At 69.6% G+C, this 17748-nt stretch carries 20 protein-coding genes; 12 read left to right on the top strand and 8 right to left on the bottom strand.

Translation table 11 applies throughout. The features are described 5' to 3' along the window. The first annotated feature begins 51 nt into the window (after positions 1–51). Together DEU37_RS14840 and DEU37_RS14835 are read left to right on the top strand one after the other, a co-directional pair. Positions 52–624 (top strand): hypothetical protein, encoded by a 573-nt coding sequence (locus DEU37_RS14840; RefSeq protein WP_183043617.1) that lies wholly within the window; start codon positions 52–54, stop codon positions 622–624. Continuing rightward, the gene (locus tag DEU37_RS14835; protein WP_183043616.1) at positions 570–1004 is read left to right on the top strand and encodes an HtaA domain-containing protein; all 435 of its coding nucleotides are present in this window, start codon (positions 570–572) and stop codon (positions 1002–1004) included. Before DEU37_RS14840 ends, DEU37_RS14835 begins: the two co-directional genes overlap by 55 nt. Positions 1005–1252: 248 nt before the next feature. Here DEU37_RS14835 and DEU37_RS07135 read toward each other — a convergent pair whose 3' ends face one another. Continuing rightward, positions 1253–2581: an NAD(P)/FAD-dependent oxidoreductase gene (locus tag DEU37_RS07135; protein ID WP_121190046.1), complete on the bottom strand. Its 1329-nt coding sequence runs from the start codon at positions 2579–2581 to the stop codon at positions 1253–1255. Between the two features lie 139 nt (positions 2582–2720). Here DEU37_RS07135 and DEU37_RS07130 point away from each other — a divergent pair, with 139 nt between their 5' ends. Next, entirely contained in the window at positions 2721–3044 is a 324-nt protein-coding gene (locus tag DEU37_RS07130) for a hypothetical protein (protein WP_043341702.1), read from the top strand. Between the two features lie 154 nt (positions 3045–3198). On the opposite strand, the gene DEU37_RS07125 is transcribed toward DEU37_RS07130, so the two are convergent. Continuing rightward, the gene (locus DEU37_RS07125) at positions 3199–3807 is read right to left on the bottom strand and encodes a hypothetical protein (protein ID WP_016463757.1); all 609 of its coding nucleotides are present in this window, start codon (positions 3805–3807) and stop codon (positions 3199–3201) included. A gap of 100 nt (positions 3808–3907) precedes the next feature. On the opposite strand from DEU37_RS07125, the gene purM reads away from it, so the two are divergent. The 3 genes from purM to DEU37_RS07110 all read left to right on the top strand — a co-directional run bounded on the left by purM (position 3908) and on the right by DEU37_RS07110 (position 8174). Continuing rightward, positions 3908–5020 (top strand): phosphoribosylformylglycinamidine cyclo-ligase, encoded by a 1113-nt coding sequence (purM, locus tag DEU37_RS07120; protein ID WP_121189891.1) that lies wholly within the window; start codon positions 3908–3910, stop codon positions 5018–5020. 60 nt (positions 5021–5080) lie between these two features. Then, positions 5081–6562, top strand: coding sequence for an amidophosphoribosyltransferase (gene purF / locus DEU37_RS07115; RefSeq protein ID WP_121189890.1), 1482 nt, complete (start codon positions 5081–5083; stop codon positions 6560–6562). 376 nt (positions 6563–6938) lie between these two features. Continuing rightward, positions 6939–8174: an MFS transporter gene (locus DEU37_RS07110; RefSeq protein ID WP_121189889.1), complete on the top strand. Its 1236-nt coding sequence runs from the start codon at positions 6939–6941 to the stop codon at positions 8172–8174. A gap of 33 nt (positions 8175–8207) precedes the next feature. On the opposite strand, the gene DEU37_RS07105 is transcribed toward DEU37_RS07110, so the two are convergent. Then, complete coding sequence (locus tag DEU37_RS07105; protein ID WP_005054410.1) at positions 8208–8387, bottom strand: DUF3073 domain-containing protein; 180 nt, start codon at positions 8385–8387, stop codon at positions 8208–8210. A 166-nt stretch (positions 8388–8553) separates the two neighbouring features. Here DEU37_RS07105 and DEU37_RS07100 point away from each other — a divergent pair, with 166 nt between their 5' ends. Beyond that, entirely contained in the window at positions 8554–9072 is a 519-nt protein-coding gene (locus tag DEU37_RS07100; protein WP_121189888.1) for a universal stress protein, read from the top strand. A gap of 4 nt (positions 9073–9076) precedes the next feature. On the opposite strand, the gene DEU37_RS07095 is transcribed toward DEU37_RS07100, so the two are convergent. The 3 genes from DEU37_RS07095 to DEU37_RS14830 all read right to left on the bottom strand — a co-directional run bounded on the left by DEU37_RS07095 (position 9077) and on the right by DEU37_RS14830 (position 10960). Then, entirely contained in the window at positions 9077–9712 is a 636-nt protein-coding gene (locus DEU37_RS07095) for a PadR family transcriptional regulator (RefSeq protein ID WP_121189887.1), read from the bottom strand. Positions 9713–9714: 2 nt separating this feature from the next. After that, positions 9715–10566 carry a DUF4097 family beta strand repeat-containing protein gene (locus DEU37_RS07090; protein WP_061681104.1) on the bottom strand — a complete coding sequence of 284 codons (852 nt, stop codon included), beginning with the start codon at positions 10564–10566 and terminating at the stop codon, positions 9715–9717. A gap of 232 nt (positions 10567–10798) precedes the next feature. Continuing rightward, positions 10799–10960: a hypothetical protein gene (locus tag DEU37_RS14830; protein WP_005054418.1), complete on the bottom strand. Its 162-nt coding sequence runs from the start codon at positions 10958–10960 to the stop codon at positions 10799–10801. A 109-nt stretch (positions 10961–11069) separates the two neighbouring features. Here DEU37_RS14830 and DEU37_RS07085 point away from each other — a divergent pair, with 109 nt between their 5' ends. From DEU37_RS07085 to DEU37_RS07065, 5 genes are all read left to right on the top strand, one after another. Next, positions 11070–11288, top strand: a complete 219-nt coding sequence (locus tag DEU37_RS07085; protein WP_121189886.1) for a Rho termination factor — start codon at positions 11070–11072, stop codon at positions 11286–11288. Between the two features lies 1 nt (position 11289). Continuing rightward, a complete protein-coding gene (locus DEU37_RS07080; protein WP_121189885.1) occupies positions 11290–12252 on the top strand; it encodes a DNA topoisomerase IB in 963 nt (320 codons plus the stop codon). Positions 12253–12272: 20 nt separating this feature from the next. After that, complete coding sequence (locus tag DEU37_RS07075) at positions 12273–12707, top strand: CrcB family protein (RefSeq protein ID WP_259457183.1); 435 nt, start codon at positions 12273–12275, stop codon at positions 12705–12707. Then, the gene (gene crcB / locus DEU37_RS07070) at positions 12704–13081 is read left to right on the top strand and encodes a fluoride efflux transporter CrcB (RefSeq protein WP_121189884.1); all 378 of its coding nucleotides are present in this window, start codon (positions 12704–12706) and stop codon (positions 13079–13081) included. Before DEU37_RS07075 ends, crcB begins: the two co-directional genes overlap by 4 nt. A gap of 161 nt (positions 13082–13242) precedes the next feature. Continuing rightward, positions 13243–16449: an efflux RND transporter permease subunit gene (locus DEU37_RS07065; RefSeq protein ID WP_121189883.1), complete on the top strand. Its 3207-nt coding sequence runs from the start codon at positions 13243–13245 to the stop codon at positions 16447–16449. On the opposite strand, the gene DEU37_RS15060 is transcribed toward DEU37_RS07065, so the two are convergent. Then, positions 16450–16977, bottom strand: a complete 528-nt coding sequence (locus tag DEU37_RS15060) for a DUF998 domain-containing protein (RefSeq protein WP_259457181.1) — start codon at positions 16975–16977, stop codon at positions 16450–16452. Next, on the bottom strand, positions 16974–17528 hold the full coding sequence (locus DEU37_RS15055) for a hypothetical protein (RefSeq protein WP_259457180.1): 555 nt from the start codon (positions 17526–17528) through the stop codon (positions 16974–16976). The genes DEU37_RS15060 and DEU37_RS15055 overlap by 4 nt, the downstream gene beginning before the upstream one ends. Positions 17529–17748: the final 220 nt, after the last annotated feature.

Raw genomic sequence — 17748 nt, 5'->3', positions numbered from 1 at the left:
GAGCCGGGCGCGAGCTACCAGGTCGCGACGTGCGCGGCGCACGGACTGTCGTTGACGGACCGCAGTCTCGACACCTTCACGGCGGTCACGGTGGCGACGCCGACCACCACGACGCCCACGGTGTTCCTCAGCGCTCCCAGCATCGTCCAGGGCGGCTCGCTCACGGTGCGCGGCAGCGGCTTCCCCGCCGGGGTCGCCGTCACCGTCGACGTGCACTCCGACGTGGTCACCCTCGGCACCACGACCGTCGGCGCCGGCGGCCTCTTCTCGGTCACCGGACTCATCCCGGCCACCCTGCCCGCGGGCGCGCACACGGTCGCCGTCCGTGCGGGCGACATCGCCGTGGAGCAGCCAATCGCGGTCGAGACCGCATCGGCATCCCCCGCACCCGAGGCGGTTGCCGCACCCGTCGCGGTCTGCACGGCGCGTGCGGTCGACGGGGCCGCCCTCACGCGGGGTGTGAAGCAGAGCTTCGTGTCTTACGTGAACGGCCCGATCGCGAAGGCCTCCGCGTCGATCGCGTGGCGCAGCGGGTCGGGGCCTTCAACACCGAGGAGGGGATCGGCCGGATGTCCTTCGGCGGAGCGGCGAGCTTCACCGGACACGGAGGACTGCTCGACCTGACGATCTCCAACCCGGTGATCCAGGTCACCGGCGCGCGCACTGCGACCCTCAGCGCCTACGTGCAGTCGCAGGCATACGGCGGCAGCCCGTCGGTCGACGGCCGCGTCGTGCTCGCGAACCTGACGCTCCCGGCGGCGACGACCCGCGGCGGCGCGATCGTGTGGACGGATGCCGCCGCCACCCTGACGGCGGCCGGTGCGGAGGCCTTCGGCGGCTTCTACTCTGCGGGTGAGAGCCTCGACCCGGTGTCGTTCACCTTCCCGCTGGGCGCGGAGGTGCCGTGCGACACGGCGACGTCGGGAGCACTCGCGGCCACGGGCGGATCGATGCCGGACGGAACCGTCGCACGAGGCACAAGCATGCGGCACCCCGGTCGTTGAGCGAGGCGCGCAGCGTCGAGTCGAAACGCCCGCACCTGTGTGCCCGAACTGCAAGGCGCGGTGTCCGACACGCCGTCTCTGCAGGGGGATGCGGCGGCGTTTCGCGTGGCGTCCCTTGCACTTCGGCACGCCACGCCCGGAGGCGGGCGTCCGCCCCCGGCACCCGGGCACGCCGGGCCGGGGGCGGCGTGATCAGCCCGCGTCGGTCGCGATGCCCGCGTCGGCGTCCGACCCGGCGCCCGGCGTGCTCAGGCCTCGGGCGTGCGCCGCCGGCGCTGCGCCTTCGACGGGCGGATCGCGGGCACGTCGCCGACGATCGGCACCGGCGTGCGGTAGAGGTGCACGCCGTACCGCGCCACCAGACCGATGAGAACCATCAGCTTGTTGCGGGGGCCGAGCAGGCTCGTGATGTGGACGAAGAGCCACGTCAGCCACCCGAACGAGCCCGTGAGGGTGACCGTCTTTCGCAGCAGCGGAATCTTCGAGAGGAAGCGCAGAGCGTGCAGCCCGGGAAGGTTGGCGATGCCGGGCAGCTCTCCGATGGCGGCGCGACGGCCGATGATCGCCAGCTGTCCCTTGTCGTAGTACGAGAACGGCTGCGTCGGCTGTCCCGCGATCAGACGGACGATCTGGCGGGCGACGTGCTCGCCGCCCTGGATCGCCGGCTGCGCCAGCTGGGGCAGGTCCTGCGGCGCGATCGCGACGTCGCCGGCCGCGAAGACCCCGGGCAGCCCCACGACCTGCAGATCCTCGCCGACGCGAATGCGGTCGCCCTTGTCGAGCGGCAGGCTCCAGTCGCGCACCTCCTCGTGGGGTGCGACGCCCGTCGCCCAGACGGTGAGATCGGACGGCAGCACGGTGCCGTCCGAGAGCACGACGGCATCCGGTCGCACCTCGTCGACGCCGGCGCCCAGGCGCAGCTCGACGTCGCGGCGCCGCAGCTGCGCCGCCGCGTAGTCACGCAGCTTCGGCAGGAAGGGCTTCAGGATCTCGCTGCGCTGCACGAGCGTGATGCGGAACGCGTCGCCGTCGAGCTCGGGGTAGGCCGGCTCCAAGCCCTGGTCGCGCAGCTCGGCGAGGGCGCCGGCCATCTCGATGCCGGTGGGTCCTCCGCCGATCACCACGACCGACAGGCCCTTGGTGCGCCCGTGGAGCACGGCTGCGCGCTCGAGTCGGGTGAACAGGGTGTCGCGGATGGCGATCGCCTGCGAGCGGGAGTACACCGCGAACGAGTTCTCCTTCGCCCCGGGCGTGCCGTGGTACGCGGTCGTGACGCCGTTGGCCACGAGCAGGTAGTCGTACGACACCTCCTGACCATCGAGCAGGCGCACCGTGCGGGCCTCGGGATCGATCTCCATGAGGTGCTCGTGCACGACGTCGAGGTTGGGCTGGCGTACCCGCAGACTGCGGAGGAAGTGGGTGACGTCGCCCGGGTTCAGACCGCCCGTGGCGACCTGGTACAGCAGCGGCTGGAAGGTGTTGTAGACGCGGCGATCGATGAGCGTCACCCGCACGTCGGTGTGACGCAGGGCCCGCGCCGCGCTGATGCCCGCGAAGCCGCCGCCGATGATGACCACGTGCGGCCTCGCGTCGCGCGTCGGGTTCGTCGAGTCGTCGGGAGCCTGCGATGCGGATGCCGTCATAGCCGCAGATTACCGCGACCACGTGACAGACCCCTGTCGCCCGTGGCCGATGCGGGGGTGGGACAATGAGGGGATGAGCCCCTCCGCCGACCACCGCATCGAGACCGCGCAGGTGCGCCGCAGCCCGCGGTACACGGTTTTCCTGCTGGCGGGCGCGTTTGTCGGCATCCTGGCCGCTCTCGTGCTCACGTTCGCCTTCGGCGGTGACAACGAGAGTGCGAGCACGGGGGTCTCGTACTCGACGACACAGGTCTTCGGGTTCATCTGCCTGTTCGCGATCCCGATCGGCGTCGCCGTCGGCGGTGTGGTCGCGCTCGTTCTCGACCGCTCGCTGGCCCGTCGTGCCCACGAGGTGCGCGTCGAGCGCGAGGTCATCACGATCGACGACGCGGAGTAACCGCCCGCCGCGCGCCCCGGAGTCGTCGGCGACAGGCAATCTGCCCAGAACAGGCCGATCAGCCGCGCAATGGCCTGCGCCCGGCAGATTGCCTCTGCTCGGAGGGGTCACGGATGCCGCGACCGCCGGATGCCGCCGCGCCCGGATGCCGCCGCTAGGCGATGTCGGCGATGATCGGCGCGACCGCGGCGTCGAAGGCGGCGATGTCGCCGCGCAGGCCGTCGGTCACCGCGATCGTGAGCGCCCCGATCCACCAGACGCCGCGCTGCGTGAACGGCAGCACCTGGACGTTGAGCTCGAACGAGTGCGCCCGCCGCCCCACGACGCGCTCGTGCTCGGCGATCGCACTGGCGTAGGCGCGGTACGACGCTCCCGTTCCCAGACGCGACCGGTAGTGCTGATGTTCCGCCCGGGCGTACGCCACGGCATCCGGCCCGTGGGGCATGATCGCGTCGGCGAGTTCCTCGAAGCCCTCGACGGGAAGTGCGACCACGGTCTCGAAGCCGTCGATGAGTTCGAGCGGGACGGGGGAGGGGTTGGCCTGCGGTTCGACCGTCAGATCCCAATACGCGCGCCACTGCCGCTCGATCGCGGAGCGGTCGTCGTACTCGCTGATCGGTGCGCTGCGCGGAGGAACGCCCCGCAGGTGCGGCAGCTCCTCCGGAAAGCGGATGCCGAGCACCTGGCGCAGATACAGCGCAACGAGGACCGGGAGGGTGGCGTCCTCGCGGACGATCCACTCCGGTGCTTCCGCCGCTGCCATGTCGCCATCCTAGGGACAGCGCTCGGGGCGGCGACAGGGTGCGCTGTGCTGCGCAGCTCCCACGGTCCGCGCGCCCCGCCCCTGCCGGTAGGCTGTTCGCGTGGCAGAAGCCCCACAGAATCCCTATTCCGAAGCCGGCGTCGACACCGCGGCGGGAGATCTCGCCGTCGAACTGATGAAGTCGGCCGTTCGTCGCACCCACGGGCCCGAGGTGCTGGGCGGTGTCGGCGGGTTCGCCGGCCTGTTCGACGCCTCGGCGCTGAAGTCGTACGAGAAGCCGCTGCTGGCCACGTCGACCGACGGCGTCGGCACCAAAGTCGCGATCGCGCAGGCGATCGACAAGCACGACACGATCGGCCAGGACCTGGTCGGCATGGTCGTCGACGACATCGTGGTGGTGGGCGCGAAGCCCCTCTTCATGACCGACTACATCGCGTGCGGCAAGGTCTTCCCCGAACGCATCGCCGACATCGTCCGCGGCATCGCATCCGGCTGCGAGCAGACGGGCACAGCGCTCGTCGGCGGCGAGACCGCGGAGCACCCGGGCCTGCTCGGCATCAACGACTACGACGTCGCGGGAGCGGCGACCGGTGTCGTCGATGCCGGCGACGTGCTCGGTGCCGACCGCGTGCAGCCGGGCGACGTGGTGCTGGCCCTGGCGTCCAGCGGACCCCACTCGAACGGCTACTCGCTCATCCGCCACATCGTCGCGGGCAAGGGCATCAGCTACGGGGCCCCGGCCGCCGACTTCGGCCGCACGTGGGGCGAGGAGCTTCTCGAGCCGACCCGCCTGTACACGCTGCCGCTGCTGAACCTGCTCACCGAGCTGCCCGGTGCCGTGCACTCCCTCAGTCACGTGACCGGCGGCGGCATCGCCGCGAACGTCGCTCGCGTGCTGCCGCCGCAGGCGTGGGTCGAGCTCGACCGGTCGACGTGGTCGCCCAGCCCCGTGTTCCGCGTGCTCGCCGACCTCGGCGGGCTGCGTCTGGAAGACACCGAAGGCACGTGGAACCTCGGCGTCGGGTTCGTCGCCGTCGTCTCGGCCGAGAAGGCGGATGCCGCGGCATCCCTCCTGTCGGCCGCCGGCATCGCGACCTGGCAGGTGGGCGTCGTCCAGGAGGGCGCGCGCCCGGAGGGCCACTTCGAGCAGGGCGCCAAGGGCGTGGACGGCGGCGCCGTGCGTCTCGTCGGCGCGTATTCATCAGCCGTCTAGGTTCATCGGCTGCCGAGGTCATCAGCCACCTCGGCGCAGAAACGGATTGAGCAACACCACATGTGCGGAATCGTCGGCGTTGTCGGACAGGGCCCGGTCAATCAGGACATCTACGACTCGCTGCTGCTGCTGCAGCATCGCGGGCAGGACTCGACGGGTATCGCGACGGCCGAGACCAGCGGCGTCTTCCATCTGTTCAAGGCCAAGGGACAGGTGCGCGAGGCGTTTCGCACCCGCGACATGCGCGCCCTCTTGGGCAACATCGGCCTCGGACACGTGCGCTACGCCACGAAGGGCACCGCGTCGAGCGAGGAAGAGGCCCAGCCCTTCTACGTCAACGCGCCCTACGGCATCGTCCTGGTGCACAACGGCAACCTCACCAACACGCGTGAGCTGACGCAGGAGCTCTTCAGCAAGGACCGCCGTCACCTCAACACGAGCTCCGACACCGAACTGCTCGTCAACGTGCTCGCCAACGAGCTGCAGTCCTCCATCTCCGGTCTCGAGCTCGACCCGGCGCAGGTGTTCCAGGCGGTCACCCGGGTGCACGAGCGCGTCGAAGGCTCGTACGCGACCATCGCCCTGATCGCCGGGTACGGTCTGCTCGCGTTCCGCGATCCCTTCGGCATCCGTCCCCTCATCCTCGGCACGCGTCCCGCGGTGGATGCCGAGGGCGCCCCCACCGGCGGCTACGAGTGGATCGTCGCGTCGGAGTCGCTGGTGCTGGAGAACGGCGGCTTCGAGGTCGTCCGCGACGTCGAGCCCGGCGAGGCCGTCTTCATCGACGTGGAGGGGCGTCTGCACACCCAGCAGTGCGCGACGAACCCGCAGCTGGTCCCGTGCTCGTTCGAGTACGTCTACCTCGCCCGTCCCGACTCGATCATGAACGGCATCTCGGTGTACGAGGCGCGCCTGCGGATGGGAGAGCGCCTGGCCGACACGATCGCCAAGTACACCCCCGCCGGCACGATCGATGTCGTCATGCCCATCCCCGACAGCTCGCGACCGGCGGCCATGCAGGTCGCGCGCAAGCTCGGCATCGAGTACCGCGAGGGCTTCTACAAGAACCGCTACGTCGGTCGCACGTTCATCATGCCCGGCCAGGCGGTGCGCAAGAAGAGCGTGCGTCAGAAGCTCAACGCGATGTCGAGCGAGTTCAAGGGCAAGAACGTGCTGCTCATCGACGACTCGATCGTGCGCGGGACGACGTCCAAGGAGATCATCCAGATGGCCCGGGATGCCGGGGCCAAGACGGTCACGTTCGCCTCGGCCGCCCCGCCGGTGCGCTACCCGCACGTCTACGGCATCAACATGCCCTCGCGTCACGAACTCGTCGCGCACGGCCGCACGATCCCGGAGATCGCCGAAGAGCTCGGTGCCGACTACATGGTCTATCAGGAGATCGACGACCTGAAGGCCGCGATTCTCGAGGGGTCGCCCGACGTCGAAGACCTCGACATGAGCTGCTTCGACGGGCGCTACATCACCGGCACCGTCTCGGAGGAGTACCTCGCCTGGGTCGAAGGCACGCAGGAGAGCTGACCCGGGTCTTTCCCCCGTCCTGCCCCGGCGCCGATACGGTAGTCCAACACCTTCGCCCGTCCGCGACAGCTCGATGAGAGTGAGTGCAGCGATGAACAACCGATCCGGTGAACCCGCGACTCGTGCTCAGAGACTGGCCCGCGGCCTCACGAAGGCGCTCGGTGCCGTGGCGGACGTCGTCGGAAGGCTCGCCCGAGCCCTCTCCGGCCGGTACTGACCGTCGGCCGCGCGCGCGGCGTTTCGACTCGGCGCCGTGCGCCTCGCTCAACGAGCGGTGGTGCTGGCCCCGGTCGTTGAGCGAGCGGTGGTGCTGGCCCCGGTCGTTGAGCGAGCGGAGCGAGTCGAAACGTGCTGCGCCCCGCCTAGGGTGGATCGGGTGACCGACCCCCGCCCCCGCTCCCTCTGGCGCGGACGGCTCCTCGCGCTCGTCGGCGTCGTGCTCGTCGCGTTCTCCCTGCGTTCGGCCGTCGCCGCGCTGTCGCCGATCATCTCGGAGGTGCAGGCCGACTTCGCCGTGCCGACGTGGGTGGTGGGTCTCATCGGCACCGCGCCACCGGTCTGCTTCGCCGTCTTCGGCATCGTGACTCCGATCCTCGAGCGCCGGTTCGGGCTGGAACGGCTGGCGGCGGCATCCATGCTCATCGTCACCGCCGCCCTCATCGCGCGTTCCCTCGCGGGGAATGCGGCCACGCTGCTGCTGGCGACGACGGTTCTGTTCGCCGCCGTGGGCGTGGGCAACGTCGTCCTGCCGCCGTTGATCAAGACCTACTTCCCCGACCGCGTGGGCACGATGACCGCGCTGTACTCCGCTCTTCTCGCGATGGCCGCGTTCGTACCGCCGCTGGTGGCGGTGCCGGTCGCGGATGCTGCGGGCTGGCGGTTCTCGCTGGGCATGTGGGCGATCCTCGCGCTTCTGGCGGTCGTGCCCTGGGTGACGCTGGTGGCGCGCGCGAACGTCGCCCGCGCGCAGGCGCCCGTCGCGGTCGACGCCCCCGCGCCCGGGGTGTTGGGACGTCTGCCCCGGCTGGCGCTCGCGTGGGCGCTGGCCGGGACGTTCGGCATCTCCGCGGCGAGCGTCTACGCCTGCTTCGCGTGGCTGCCGGTCGTCCTCGTCGACATCGCCGGCGTCTCGCACGCCGAGGCCGGCGCGCTGTTGTCACTGTTCGGCGCGATGGGCTTGCCGTGGTCGATCATCGTGCCGATCCTGATCACCCGGTGGCATCGGGTCGGCGTCGTGTACGCCGCCGCCCTGATCGCGGGACTGACGGGCGTCGCCGGAATGCTGATCGCGCCCGCCGCGGCCACGATCCTCTGGGTCGTGCTGCTCGGCACCCCGCAGGCGTTGTTCCCGGCGGTGCTGGTGCTCATCCAGCTGCGCTCGCGCACGCACGAGGGATCCGTCGCGCTCAGCGGCTTCGCACAGAGCGTCGGCTACGGCATCGCCGCGCTGTTCCCGCTCATGTTCGCCGTCGTCCACGAGCTGACCGGACAGTGGCAACCGGTGCTCATCGTCTTCGGCCTGCTGTTTCTCGCGACGATCCCGACCGGCCTGATCGTGACGAGACCGCGCACGATCGAGGACGAGTGGGAACGCCGTCACGGAACGTGGTGAGCGCCTCCCAGCGCGCGAGCGACTCCCGACGCGTCAGGCTGTCTCCAGCTCGTCCTCGTCGTCGGCATACTGATCGGCCCACTTGTCGACGTACGGGTCTTCCTCGTGGTGTCCGAGCTCCTTTTCGAGCGCGGAGTAGTTCACGTTGTAGGTGTCGTACTTCAGCTCGCGAGCGATTTTGGTGTGCTTCGCTTTCTGACGGCCACGCCCCATGCGAGACCCCCTCATTTCTGAGTCACGGACGATGCGGGTTTCCCGCATTTCGCCCGGCGCATTCACGATGCGATTGACGATCCGGCTTCCTGCCGGGAAGAGTAGCATTCAGAATAACACGGTGCCCCCGGCGCCTCGCGGTGCGGGGGAGGACGGGGAGTGTCGCATGGCCGAGACGGACGAGAGCCCGGTTCCTCAGGGAGCGGTGATCGTGGGCGCGATCCCCGATCAACCGACACGCGTCCTGAAGGAAGCCGCCCGCTACGCGAAGCTGTTCTCGGCGCCGCTGATCGTCGCGCACGTCGACGTCACACGCTTCGTCACGTACGAGGATCCCGACGGCTACATGCACACCGCGCCGATCGACATCGACCTCGCCATCGGAGAGGCCCAGCTGAGTGCGGTCACCAGCGCCGCGGCATCCGTCCTCGACGGCTCGGGCGTCGACTGGAGCGTCACCCAGCTCGTCGGCGACCCGGCTCTGGCGATCAAGCACCTCTCCGAGAAGGCTCAGGCGCGCCTGATCGTCGTCGGCACGCGCCGTCGCGGGTTCGGCGAGTCGGTACGCGAGTTCTTCACGGGGTCGGTCGCCGCTCGTCTCGCCCACCGCCAGTCACGCCCGATCCTCGTCGTCCCCCTGGAAGACCCGGTGGGCGACGACGAGGACCTCTGGCCCGCGACCTAGGAGATCAACGGAGGGAACGGGTCAGGGCGGCGAGGGTGTCGTCGAGCGCGCGCGACAGGTCGTCGACGGCGTCGGCCGCGAGCTGTCCGCCGTGCGCCAGATGGGTGCGCAGATCCGCCCGCACGGTGCCGCGGAACTCGGCGAGGATCGCCTCGGCCCGCCTCATCTGCTCGCGCGACGACGCGCGCGCCTCGTCCCACCCCGACGCGGATGCCGAGGCGCGTGCGTCGTCGCGGTCACGCTCGGCGTTGTCGCGCTCGGACTGCGCCGAGGCGGCCAGGTCGGCGCGCAGGCTCTTCATCGCCTCCCGGACGCTGCCGCGAACCTCGTCGGCGATCAGGCGCACGCTGTCGGCGAGTCCGGCCTCGATCCCCTCGAGCTCGTGGGCGCGAGCGGCCACCTCGGCGCGTCCCGCCTCGGTGATCGCGTAGACGGTCTTGCGGCCGTCGACGGTCTTGGTGACCAGGCCCTCCTCCTCGAGCTTCGACAGCCGCGGATAGATGGTGCCGGCGCTCGGCGTGTAGGTGCCGCCGGTGCGATCGGACAGCGCCTGCATCAGGTCGTAGCCGTGACGCGGTGACTCGTCGAGGAGGTTCAGCAGGTAGAGGCGCAGGTCGCCGTGCGAGAAGACGGGAGGCATGCTCAGTTCTCCTCTGCGGTCGCGGATGCCGCGGCATCCGGAGCCGCCGGCGAACGGCGCAGCACCGTGACATCGCCCGACACCGAGTTCGCGCGCACATCGGCGAAACTGCCGCTGAGCTCTCCGACGGAGTCGACGTAGTTCGACGGCCCGGAGCTCGATCGCTTGACGCCGTCGACCATCAGGCGGCCGCTGACGCTGCGCAGCACGAAATTCGCCGGGTGGCCTTCATCGAGGCGGACGGTGGCGTCACCCGACACCGTGTTGAGGCTGACGAGATCGACCCGATCGGTCGAGTCGACGAGCATGCCGCCCGACACCGTGTCGATCGTGGCCTTGCGGATGCTGCCGGTGGCCGCCACATCGCCCGAGACCGAGTTGGCGCTGAGTGCGCCGTCCAGGCCGCGGATCTGTACGTCGCCCGAGACGGCGTTGACCGAGAGATCGCCGGTGAGGCCGTCGACGATGATGTCGCCGGAGACGGTGTTCAGGCGCGCGCCCGAGGCGAGACCCGACACGAGCGCACTCGCGGAGACGACGCCGAGGGTCAGCAGGATGCCGCGGGGGACCGCCACGCTGATCTCCGCCTTGGGACCGCCGGAGCCGAAGTTGCGGAACACCTCGAGGAAGTTGTCCCAGCGCAGTTGCGGGTGATCGATCTCCACCACGTCGCCGGAGGCCTCGATGCGGAGGTCTTTGATGGTGACGGCATGCACTTCGATGCGGACGCCGGGCTCATCGTGCGCGACGACATCGATCTGGCCGCCGACGAGGCCCACCTTCAGCTTGCGGATGTCTTCGAGGTCGATCACCCGGGTCTCGCCCGGCTTGATGAGCCACTTCTCCAGAGTCATGGTGTTCTCCTGACACGAGGCGATTCGAGATATATCGCGTTGATGCGAGAGTAACACGATATATCTCGACTTGCCAGTGCGCTCCTCCGATCGGTTGGTTCGTCCGTCCCTTGTTGACGCTGACGGGCAGCGTCAACAAGGGACGGACGACGGGAGCGATTCGTGGTCCGCAACGCAGACGCGCCGGCCCACCGTGAGGTGAGCCGGCGCGTTGTCCGGTTGAGCGGCGTCGCTACGCGCGACCGCCGCGAACGAGTCGCAGCAGGAACGCGATGATCGCGATCACGGCAACGATCAGGGCGACCCACAGCAGCCAGTTCAGGGCGGCGTTCATGCCGCCGACGATCGCGAGGACGATCGCGACGACGATGATGATGATGAGAGCGAGATTCATGTGATTGCTCCATTCTCGAGGGACTCCATGACCCCCTGAAACTAGCCGTGTTCCGAGGGGCGGGCACCCCCCTTGCCGCGGCGTCCGAAACTGCGATAGGGACGGATGCATGCCCCAGAACGGAACACCTCCTTCGCTGACGGATCCCGAGCTCTCCGAGGAGCTGCGCACGGATGGCCGCACAGCCGTGGGGCGACGGGGCGGTGCGTCCGGCTCGTACGAGGACGGGACGGTCGTCGAGCTGCGGGCCCGTGCGAAGCAGCTCGGCATCCGCGCGTACTCCGGCGGGCGCACGGCGGAGCTCATCGACATGTTCCGAGACTCCTGACATGCCGCGTCTTCGCCGCGTCCGCCCCGGACGCGACCTCGGCTACCGGCGCCTGCGCTCCGGTTCGGGATTCCGATACGTGGATGCCGACGGCGCCGCTCTGCCCGCCGCGGAGCGTGAACGCGTCGTCGCGCTCGTCATCCCGCCCGCGTGGAACGACGTCTGGATCTGCGCCGCCGCGAACGGGCACGTCCAGGCCACCGGCGTCGACGAGGCCGGACGGATGCAGTACCTCTACCACCCGGACTGGTCGACGACCCGCGACAAGGGCAAGTACGCGCGGGCGCTGCAGCTCGCCGAGTGCCTCCCGCGGGCCCGGGGCCGCATCACTGCGTCGCTTCGCCGCGACGACCTCGACCGCGAGCGGGTGTTGGCGACCGCATTCCGGCTGCTCGATCAGGCGGCACCTCGAGTGGGCAGCGAGCGCTACTTCACGGCGCACGGCAGTCGCGGTCTCACCACGCTGCAGCGGCGGGATGCCGCCGTCAGCGGCACGGTCACGAGCCTGTGCTTTCCGGGCAAGAGCGGCAAGCGGCAGAGTCTGGAGGTCGATGACGAGGACCTCGCCGTCGTCGTCGAGCTGCTCGCGGCGGGCCGACCGGCCGCGCCGCTGCTGGCATATGTGCGCGGCCGACGCCGCGTTGCGCTCACCCCGCGGGATGTCAACGTGTACGTCCGCACGATGACCGGCGGCAGTTTCACCGCGAAGGACTTCCGCACGCTCCGCGGCACCATTCTCGCGGCCGACGCCCTGGCGCGCATCGGGACCACCGCGACCAAGACCGATCGCAAGCGCGCCGAAGCGCTGGCCATCAAGGCGGCCGCCGCGGGCCTGGGCAACACGCCGACGGTGGCCAAGGGCTCCTACATCGACCCCCGCGTGTTCGCGCGGTATCGACGCGGCGAGCTGTTGGACACGACCGTTTCGCCGGAATCGGCGATCCGTGCGCTGCTGGCCCCCTGAGGCGACGCTAGTCTGCGGACGTGACTCGTCCTCGCTGGTTCTCGCCGGTCGCCCTCGTGCTGGTGATCCTCGGCGGAATGATCGGTGTCGCGATCCGCGCGGTCGTGGTGGTGCCCCTGGGAGCTGCGAACCCGCATCCGCTCGTCGTGCCGGCCGTCACGCTCGTCATCAACCTCGTGGGTTCGCTGCTGCTCGGCGTCATCGTGGGCTGGCTCGCCGACCGGCATCCACGCGCCCGCCTCTTCCTCGGCACGGGAGTCATGGGCGGCTTCACGACGTACAGCGCCTTCGCCGTGCAGACGCTGTCGACCTCCAGCGCCTCGCCCTATGTCGGCATCATCCTCGTCGTGGTCTCTGTGTTCGGCGGCGTCTTCGCGGCCGTCGTCGGTCTTACCCTCGGACGACGCATCGCCGGTCGGCCGGGCGAGATCGAACAGCCGGAGGATGCCGAGTGAACCTCTTCGAGATGGCAGCGCTCGTCGTCGGCGGCGGTCTCGGCGCCGGTGCGCGTTATGTGATGGATGCCGCGATCATGCGCGGGCGATCCGGAGCGTTTCCGCTCGGCATCCTTCTCGTGAACGTCCTCGGGTCTTTCCTGCTGGGCCTGGTCACCGGTCTCGGACCGAACATCTCGCCGGCGTGGGTGAGCATTCTCGGAGTGGGCGTGCTGGGCGGGTTCACGACGTTCAGCACCGTGTCCACCGAGACGGCTCTGCTGGCCGAGCGCGGTCGCCGGGACTGGGCGTGGGTCAACCTCATCGGCACGCTCGTGCTCGCCCTCATCGCGGCCGCTGCCGGCCTGGTCATCGGCGAGCTCTTCCCGCGCTGAGCGCCCGCTGAGCGGCGGCACCCGTGGTGCCGCCCGTTCGGATTGTCGGGTTATCCCCCGGCTCCTGCCGCCGCCCGCCGCCTGTCGGCGTGCGAGAATGAGGCGGATACACGCGTGTATCGAACGTTTCGTCCGCGCCCGTCCGAGAGCAAGGGTCTTCTGTGTCGCACCTCGCCGTCCTGAGCCTGAAGAACCGGGCGCTCATCGCCCTCATTACGATCGTCGCGGCCATCTTCGGCGGCCTCGCCCTCACGAGCCTCAAGCAGGAGCTCATCCCCTCGGTCGAGTTCCCGCAGCTGTCGATCCTGTCGACGTATCCCGGTGCGTCGCCCGATGTGGTCAACAACGACGTGTCGACGCCCATCGAGACGGCGATCCAGGGCATTCCCGGCCTCGAGTCGACCACGGCGACGAGCACGACGAACGCCTCGATCATCCAGGCGTCCTTCACCTACGGCACCGACCTGGCGACCGCGGAGCAGAAGATCCTGCAGGCGATCAACCGCATCAAGTCGACGCTGCCCACCGGCGTCGAACCCAATGTGGTCTCCTTCTCGATCGACGACCTGCCCGTCATCGCGCTCGCCGTCACCGGCTACAGCGACGAGAAGACGATCCAGGCGCAGCTGCAGGCCACGACGATCCCCGATCTCGAAGACGTCAAGGGCGTCAGCGCTGCCACGATCGTCGGTGGTCAGGGGCAGCGGGTCACGATCACCCCCGACCAGGCGAAGCTCGCCGCGGCCGGCTTCACCCAGGCCGCGCTGACCGATGCGCTCAAGCAGAACGGCGTGCTCTTCCCGGGCGGCACCGTGACGGAGGGCGACCAGACCCTCACGGTGCAAACCGGCAGCAAGCTCACCTCGGTCGATCAGATCTCGGCCCTGCCGCTCGTGCCCACCTCGGCGGCCCAGTTCGAGGGGGCGGCCAAGAACGGTCCGCTGAAGATCGGCGACGTGGCCACCGTGGCGCTCGCGCAGGACCCCGTGACCTCGATCTCGCGCGTGAACGGCGAGCCCGCACTCACCGTCTCCATCACGAAGCTCCCCGCCGCCAACACCGTCGACGTCAGCCGCGCCGTCACCGCCCTCCTGCCGAAGCTGCAGAGCGACATCGGCGGCGATGCCCGCTTCAGTGTCGTCTTCGACCAGGCGCCCTTCATCGAGCAGTCGATCGAGTCGCTGGCGCAGGAGGGGCTGCTGGGCCTCGTCTTCGCCGTGCTCGTGATCCTCCTCTTCCTGCTGTCGGTGCGCTCGACGCTCGTGACCGCGATCTCCATCCCGACGAGCGTCCTCATCACGTTCGTCGGCATCCAGGCTTTCGGCTACTCGCTGAACATCTTGACCCTGGGCGCCCTCACGATCGCGATCGGCCGCGTCGTAGACGACTCCATCGTGGTCATCGAGAACATCAAGCGCCACTACGTCGAAGGCGCCGACAAGCTCTCGTCGATCCTGCTCGCCGTTCGTGAGGTCGCCGCCGCGATCACGGCCTCGACGATCACCACCGTCGCGGTGTTCCTGCCGATCGCGTTCGTGGGCGACGTGACCGGCGAGCTGTTCCGGCCGTTCGCGATGACGGTGACGATCGCGATGGCGGCGTCGCTGTTCGTGGCGCTGACGATCGTTCCCGTGCTCGCGTACTGGTTCCTGCGACCGGGCAAGCCGGTGCGCGACGCCGAGGGCAACCATATCGACCCGGAAGACCCCGCGGCGCCGCCCTCGCGCCTGCAGCGTGCCTACCTGCCGATCCTCGGCTGGACCCTGAAGCACTCGTGGGTGACGCTGCTGGTCGCCATCCTGGTGCTCGGCGGCACGATCGCCGCGGCGCCGTTCATGAAGACGAACTTCCTCGGCGACAGCGGACAGAACACGTTCACCATCACCCAGCAGGTCGGACAGGCCCCCAGCCTCGACGCCGAGGATGCCGCCGCGAAGAAGGTCGAGACCGCGCTGAAGGGCGTGGCCGGCATCACCACGGTGCAGACCTCGATCGGATCGAGCGGATCGGCCGTGCGCGATGCGTTCCGCGGCGGCAGCACCGGCATCACCTACTCGGTGACCACCGACACGTCGGCCGATCAGGTGACCGTGCGCAATGACGTGGAGCAGGCGCTCGCCGACCTCACCGATGTCGGCACCGTCACCGTCTCGTCCGGCCAGGGCGGCTTCGGCTCCAGCAACGTGGAGGTCGACGTGACGGCGCCGTCGGCCGATGCGCTGCAGACCGCGACCGACGCGGTCGTCACCGGTCTGCAGGGCAAGAACGGCATCGGCCAGGTCACCTCGAACCTCTCGGCATCCCTCCCCTTCGTCGCCGTCACGGTCGACCGCGCCAAGGCCGCGCAGCTGGGGCTGTCGGAGGTCGCCGTCGGCGGACTCGTCTCGAACACGATGCAGCCGCGCCAGATCGGATCGGTCGAGATCGACGGCACGTCGCTCACCGTCTACCTGCAGTCGTCGTCGGTGCCGAAGACGATCGACGAGCTCAAGGGACTGCAGATCGCCTCGGTGAACGGGCTCGTCCGCCTCGATCAGGTCGCGACCGTCGAGCAGAGCGAGGGCCCGACCTCCATCACGACGCAGCGCGGTCAGCGCACCGCGACGGTGACGGTGACCCCGTCGACGGACGACCTGAACACCGCCTCCGCGAGCGTGCGCACGGCATTGGCCGGGCTCGAGCTGCCGACCGGCGCGGCCGCGAAGGTCGGCGGTGTGGTCACGCAGCAGTCCGATGCGTTCGGTCAGCTGGGCCTCGCGATGCTCGCCGCCATCCTCATCGTCTACATCGTGATGGTCGCAACGTTCAAGTCGCTGCGTCAGCCGCTCTTGCTGCTGGTGTCGGTGCCGTTCGCGGCGACCGGGGCGATCCTGTTGCAGATCGCGACCGGTGTGCCGCTCGGGGTCGCCTCACTGATCGGCGTGCTGATGCTGATCGGCATCGTCGTCACAAATGCGATCGTTCTCGTCGACCTCGTCAACCAGTACCGCGAGAAGGGGCTCAGCACCCATGACGCGACCGTCGCGGGCGGCTCGCGACGCCTTCGCCCGATCCTGATGACGGCGCTGGCGACGATCTTCGCCCTCACGCCGATGGCGCTCGGCATCACCGGCCACGGCGGTTTCATCTCGCAGCCCCTCGCGATTGTCGTGATCGGCGGACTGGTCTCCTCGACCGTGCTGACGCTGCTCGTGCTGCCGACGCTCTACAACCTCGTCGAGGGTGCACGCGAGCGTCGGGCTGCGCGGCGGGCGGGCGACGGCGGTGGCCGCAAGGCGGCTGCGGATGCCGATGCCGATGCAGGCCCCGTCGCCCCGGCATCCGGTGCCGCCGCGCTGCACCCGCGCCGCGACCTGCGTGGCAAGTAGTCAGCTGCGCGGATCGGGCTGATCGGCGACGACCATGAAGCGGATGAAGACGGCGAGCCAGCCGAAGATCAGCGCGAACACGATGATCTCGAAGGCCGTCAGCCCGAAGTAGCCCGTGGCGAACAGCGCGATCGAGATGACGAGTCCGGCGAGGAACGCCCACGACGCGAGGAAGTAGGCGCGCGGCATCCGCCGCACGATCCACGGGCCGCCGACGAGGAGCAGCAGGAACATCAGAGCCATCCCCGACGCCGACAGGTTGTGCAGCAGCATGTTGACGTTGACGGGGAAGATGCCGACGCAGGCCAGCATGACGCCCATGATCGCGAGCGCTGTGCCGACGACACGGATGCCGCGTGGCCCTTCGCCCAGCGCGGCGAGGTCGTGGGAGACGTAGAGCGTGAAGGTCGTCACGAGCAGGCCTCCGGCGATGAGCGTGCCGTTGAAGAGGAAGCTCGACATGTCGCCGAACGTGCCCAGCTGGCTGAAGTGGTACGTCCACCACATCGGGTCGGAGGTCGTGATCATGGCTGCCAGCGTCCCGATCCCGATGAAGGTGACGAGCAGCGTCGTGAGACGCTGCTCGTCACCCGCGAGGCGGAGAGGTAGCTCAGCCAGCCCGACAGCCCCGTCGCCGTCGCGGCCAGCACCGTCGTCCAGAACGCGGTGAGCTCGACGTTGATGAAGGCCCGCGAGAGCACCGCGAAGAGGGCGACCGTCCCGATCATGGCGAGGGCACCGTGCGCGATGACGACGGATGCCGTCGACACCACGTAGCGCCAGCTCGCGATCCTGCGCCGCCACTCCTGGCCGTCGGTCGTGCGGGCGCGCCAGTATCCGAGCGCGGAGCTGACGGCCGCCGCCAGGCCTGCCCCGGCGGCGGCCCAGCCGGCGATGCTCGCATCGCCCCAGAGGCGCACACCGACGCCGAGCAGCCCGATGATGAGCCCGACGACGCCGCCAAGAACGGCGGCGATTGCCGCGGCGAGGAGGGCCTCCGCCTCGACGCGCAACGACGGCGCCGGGGCGCGATCGGCCTCGGCGCCGGCCGGGAGTCGGGCGGGTTCGGCTGCGGTCATGGCGCCAGTGTAGGGGCCCGCCGACGGGGCGTCACCGGAGGCGACCGGCGCTCTTACAGGTGAGGCGAGTACAGTGGTGCGGTCGGCTCTGGACACCGCACTGTGGTGCGGGTGGGTTTGTGAGTCCAAGGGGCCGATGGTGAGCGTCGATCGACGCGCATGAACCATCACTGTTGAATGGCCCCCGGAGCACCGGGTTGCCCGCCGCCCCGATCCGTTC

The organism is Microbacterium sp. AG790 (assembly GCF_003634765.1).
Taxonomy (GTDB): Bacteria; Actinomycetota; Actinomycetes; order Actinomycetales; family Microbacteriaceae; genus Microbacterium.
This window is presented reverse-complemented; position numbering and strand designations above follow the sequence as displayed.

What these genes read in the sequence shown, in the direction of transcription:
- DEU37_RS14835 (WP_183043616.1), top strand. Translation starts at nt 570, where the DNA reads ATGTCCTTCGGCGGAGCGGCGAGCTTCACCGGACACGGAGGACTGCTC.
- purF (WP_121189890.1), top strand. Translation starts at nt 5,081, where the DNA reads ATGTGCGGAATCGTCGGCGTTGTCGGACAGGGCCCGGTCAATCAGGAC.
- DEU37_RS14830 (WP_005054418.1), bottom strand. Translation starts at nt 10,960, where the DNA reads ATGAATCTCGCTCTCATCATCATCATCGTCGTCGCGATCGTCCTCGCG.
- DEU37_RS07080 (WP_121189885.1), top strand. Translation starts at nt 11,290, where the DNA reads ATGCCGCGTCTTCGCCGCGTCCGCCCCGGACGCGACCTCGGCTACCGG.
- DEU37_RS07090 (WP_061681104.1), bottom strand. Translation starts at nt 10,566, where the DNA reads ATGACTCTGGAGAAGTGGCTCATCAAGCCGGGCGAGACCCGGGTGATC.
- DEU37_RS07105 (WP_005054410.1), bottom strand. Translation starts at nt 8,387, where the DNA reads ATGGGGCGTGGCCGTCAGAAAGCGAAGCACACCAAAATCGCTCGCGAG.
- DEU37_RS15055 (WP_259457180.1), bottom strand. Translation starts at nt 17,528, where the DNA reads ATGACCGCAGCCGAACCCGCCCGACTCCCGGCCGGCGCCGAGGCCGAT.
- DEU37_RS07130 (WP_043341702.1), top strand. Translation starts at nt 2,721, where the DNA reads ATGAGCCCCTCCGCCGACCACCGCATCGAGACCGCGCAGGTGCGCCGC.
- DEU37_RS15060 (WP_259457181.1), bottom strand. Translation starts at nt 16,977, where the DNA reads ATGATCACGACCTCCGACCCGATGTGGTGGACGTACCACTTCAGCCAG.
- DEU37_RS07095 (WP_121189887.1), bottom strand. Translation starts at nt 9,712, where the DNA reads ATGCCTCCCGTCTTCTCGCACGGCGACCTGCGCCTCTACCTGCTGAAC.
- DEU37_RS07085 (WP_121189886.1), top strand. Translation starts at nt 11,070, where the DNA reads ATGCCCCAGAACGGAACACCTCCTTCGCTGACGGATCCCGAGCTCTCC.
- DEU37_RS07125 (WP_016463757.1), bottom strand. Translation starts at nt 3,807, where the DNA reads ATGGCAGCGGCGGAAGCACCGGAGTGGATCGTCCGCGAGGACGCCACC.
- DEU37_RS07100 (WP_121189888.1), top strand. Translation starts at nt 8,554, where the DNA reads ATGGCCGAGACGGACGAGAGCCCGGTTCCTCAGGGAGCGGTGATCGTG.